Genomic DNA, 3,642 nt, shown 5'->3' on the forward strand with positions numbered 1-3,642 from the left:
AGTCCAGTGATGATGGCAAAGAGGCCACACCCGTTCCCATCCCGAACACGGAAGTTAAGCTCTTTTGCGCCGATGGTAGTTGGGGGTCTCCCCCTGTGAGAGTAGGACGTCGCTGGGCAAGCCCAAAGTCAGAACCGTTTCCGGTTCTGGCTTTTTTTTATTTTGAAATAAATTCTTCAACTCAAGTTCTTCTGCATCTTTTTGTGCAACATATAGAGACACGTTTGAAAAAACTTTATCACCCATAAAATTTACTGTTTAGGTATTTGACGTCGAGTTAGAAGAATTATTTATAGAAGAAACCAATGGTATCTTACTAAATCTCTCTTGATAGGAAAAGCAAATAAAGTAAAGGGCAATGCTCTACATACGTTTCTCAAGAAAAGTATGTAGAAGATGTGAAAAACTTTCGTAATCAACTATTCCGAATAGTTTTTTTATTCCCGTTTTCTTGACACTCTATTTCTGCGCTGATAACCTTACAATAATATTTAAAAGGAAGCAGGAGGAAAAGCGAAAATGTGGGAATCCAAATTTGTAAAAGAAGGTTTAACGTTTGATGATGTGTTGTTAGTGCCAGGCCGCTCAGAAGTACTGCCTAAAGATGTAAATTTGTCTGTGGAATTAACTTCAACCATAAAGTTGAATATCCCTATCATTAGTGCCGGAATGGACACGGTAACAGAAGCTAAAATGGCGATTTCAATGGCTCGCCAAGGCGGTCTTGGCATCATTCATAAAAACATGAGTATTGAAGAACAAGCAGAAAATGTAACAACGGTTAAACGTTCTGAAAATGGTGTAATTACGGATCCTTTTTTCCTTACTCCTACACATCAAGTGTTTGATGCAGAACATCTAATGGGGAAATATCGCATCTCTGGTGTGCCGATCGTTAACAATGAAGAAGAACAAAAATTAGTCGGCATTATCACCAATCGTGATTTGCGCTTTATCCAAGACTATTCGTTGCCAATTAACGACGTTATGACAAAAGAGCAACTGGTGACAGCTGAAGTCGGTACTACGCTTGAAGAAGCAGAGAAAATCCTTCAACAGTACAAAATTGAGAAGTTGCCGCTTGTAGATAATGATGGCGTACTAAAAGGCCTTATTACTATTAAAGATATCGAGAAGGTCATTGAATTCCCTTATGCTGCAAAGGATGCGCACGGCCGCCTATTGGTTGGTGCTGCAGTAGGTGTTACTTCAGATACTATGAGACGGGTGGAACAGTTAGTTAAAGCCCAAGTAGACGTTATTGTGTTAGATACAGCACATGGCCATTCAAAAGGCGTATTGGATATGGTCGAGCAAATTCGGGCAACATACCCGCAATTGGCAATCATTGCAGGAAACGTGGCAACTGCAGAAGGAACAAAAGCATTAATTGAAGCTGGAGCGGATGTTGTCAAAGTGGGTATTGGACCAGGGTCGATTTGTACAACACGTGTCGTAGCGGGTGTCGGTGTTCCTCAAATTACTGCTGTCTACGATTGTGCAACAGAAGCACGCAAACACGGAAAAGCCATCATTGCAGATGGCGGTATTAAATACTCAGGCGATATTATTAAAGCATTGGCAGCTGGCGGCAATGCAGCTATGCTGGGAAGCCTGCTTGCAGGTACAACTGAAAGCCCGGGAGAAACTGAAATCTTCCAAGGACGCCGCTTTAAAACATACCGCGGCATGGGATCTATTGCGGCGATGGAGAAAGGTTCAAAAGACCGTTATTTCCAAGACGAAGCGAAAAAGCTAGTGCCAGAAGGCATTGAAGGACGTTTGCCGTACAAAGGGCCGCTTGCAGACACAATCCATCAATTGCTTGGTGGTATCCGTGCAGGTATGGGGTATTGCGGTACAAAAGATTTGAAAACGCTGCGTGAGGAAGCTCAATTCATTCGTATGACCGGAGCAGGCTTGCGCGAAAGCCATCCACACGATGTACAAATCACTAAAGAATCACCAAACTACTCAATTTCCTAAGTAGTGAATCTTTTAGCACTCTTTTTCGTCTTTTTATAGGCGGAAAGAGTGCTTTTTGCATGTTTTTGTTCCAGTACATGCATATTATGATAGAATGGCAAAGGAAACTAAAGATGGAGGTATTTGAAAAAGTGAATAAAGTGTTAAACATGACAACGTTGCTTACTATTATGGCAGTATTACTATTAACAATCTTCGTACCGCAACAAGCGAAAGCGGACGATGCTTTAGATATAATGGTAGACGCCGCTATTTTGGTGGATGCTGATACTGGAAAAATATTATATGAAAAAAATGCAAGTGCTCCTCTGGGCATTGCGAGTATGTCAAAAATGATGACAGAGTATTTGTTGTTTGAGGCGATTGAAGAAGGACGAATCAATTGGGATCAGAAATACACGGTAACAGAATATACGCATAAAGTTTCACAAGATATGCGACTTAGCAATGTACCTCTTCGATTAGGTGAAGCTTACAGCATTCAAGAACTATATGAAGCAATGGCGATTTACTCTGCCAACGCTGCAACGATTGGAATTGCTGAAACAATTGCAGGAACGGAAAGCGAATTTGTGCGCTTAATGAATAAAAAAGCAAAAGAAATGGGTCTTGAAGATGTAAAATTCGTCAATTCAACAGGATTGAATAATGCTGATTTGATGGGGATGCATCCAAAAGAATCAGGCGTAAAAGATGAAAACGTTATGCCAGCCCGTTCTGTAGCAATATTGGCAAAAGCGCTCTTAGATAGTTACCCAGAAGTTTTAGAAACTACAAAAATCCCTGTAAAGATCTTCCGTGAAGGAACAGACGATGCTACACGTATGGATAACTGGAACTATATGTTGCCTGGTTTAGTTTATCCATACGAAGGCGTAGATGGACTGAAAACAGGTACGACTGATTTTGCCGGCCATAGCTTTACTGGTACGGCAAAACGCGGTGATACCCGTTTGATCGCTGTTGTTATGAAAGCCGTCGACAATGAAGGCGTCGGCTCGTATAAAGCTCGATTTGACGCAACTCGTGCACTTTTCGATTTTGGTTTCAACCAATTTACAACAGAAGAAATTGTTCCAGCAGGCTATCAGTTTGAAGGTGATGAAACATTGCCTCTTACTAAAGGGAAAAAGGATAGCGTTAATATTGCTGTTCAAGAGCCGATTTCAATGTTAGTACGAACAAGCGATAAAGAATCTTATAAGCCTGAACTGGTATTAGACAAATCAGTCTTAACGGATGGGAAATTGGAAGCTTCCGTTGAAAAAGACCAAGTTGTCGGAACCGTTAAAATTATAAAAGAAGACGGCAAAGATTATGGATATTTAAGTGATAAAGCAAACGAAGTCAAAGTGGTCACATCTGAAAAAGTAGAACGCGCAAGCTGGTTCTCTTTATCTTTACAAGCAGTGGGCAGTTTCTTCTCTTCTATGTGGGGCGGAGCGACTGATTTTGTAAAAGGATTAATTTAAAGCAAAAAGCAGATCATCTCTTAAGAGATGATCTGCTTTTTCAGAGTGTTGAGTAACCCTTTGATATAAGATAAGAACTTATTTGTTCATCAAAAGAAAAGAAAATTTCCGATTTTTATGCCCTCCTTGCCAGAAGGAGGGCCATTTTTTTGATGTTTTGCGTGGCGGCTGTCAGGAAAGCCTG

Annotated in this window: 2 protein-coding genes and 1 rRNA gene; all 3 read left to right on the top strand. The window is 40.9% G+C overall.

Annotated features, from left to right (window positions below; genetic code table 11):
- The first annotated feature begins 2 nt into the window (after nt 1-2).
- A 5S ribosomal RNA gene (rrf, locus tag B0H99_RS17495) occupies nt 3-118 on the top strand.
- A 401-nt stretch (nt 119-519) separates the two neighbouring features.
- On the top strand, nt 520-1,986 hold the full coding sequence (gene guaB, locus B0H99_RS17500) for an IMP dehydrogenase (RefSeq protein WP_106534958.1): 1,467 nt from the start codon (nt 520-522) through the stop codon (nt 1,984-1,986).
- A gap of 131 nt (nt 1,987-2,117) precedes the next feature.
- A complete protein-coding gene (locus tag B0H99_RS17505; RefSeq protein WP_425440395.1) occupies nt 2,118-3,458 on the top strand; it encodes a D-alanyl-D-alanine carboxypeptidase family protein in 1,341 nt (446 codons plus the stop codon).
- Nucleotides 3,459-3,642 lie beyond the last annotated feature (184 nt).

Origin of the sequence: Planomicrobium soli (assembly GCF_003014655.1) — a bacterium.
Lineage (GTDB): Bacteria > Bacillota > Bacilli > Bacillales_A > Planococcaceae > Planococcus > Planococcus soli_B.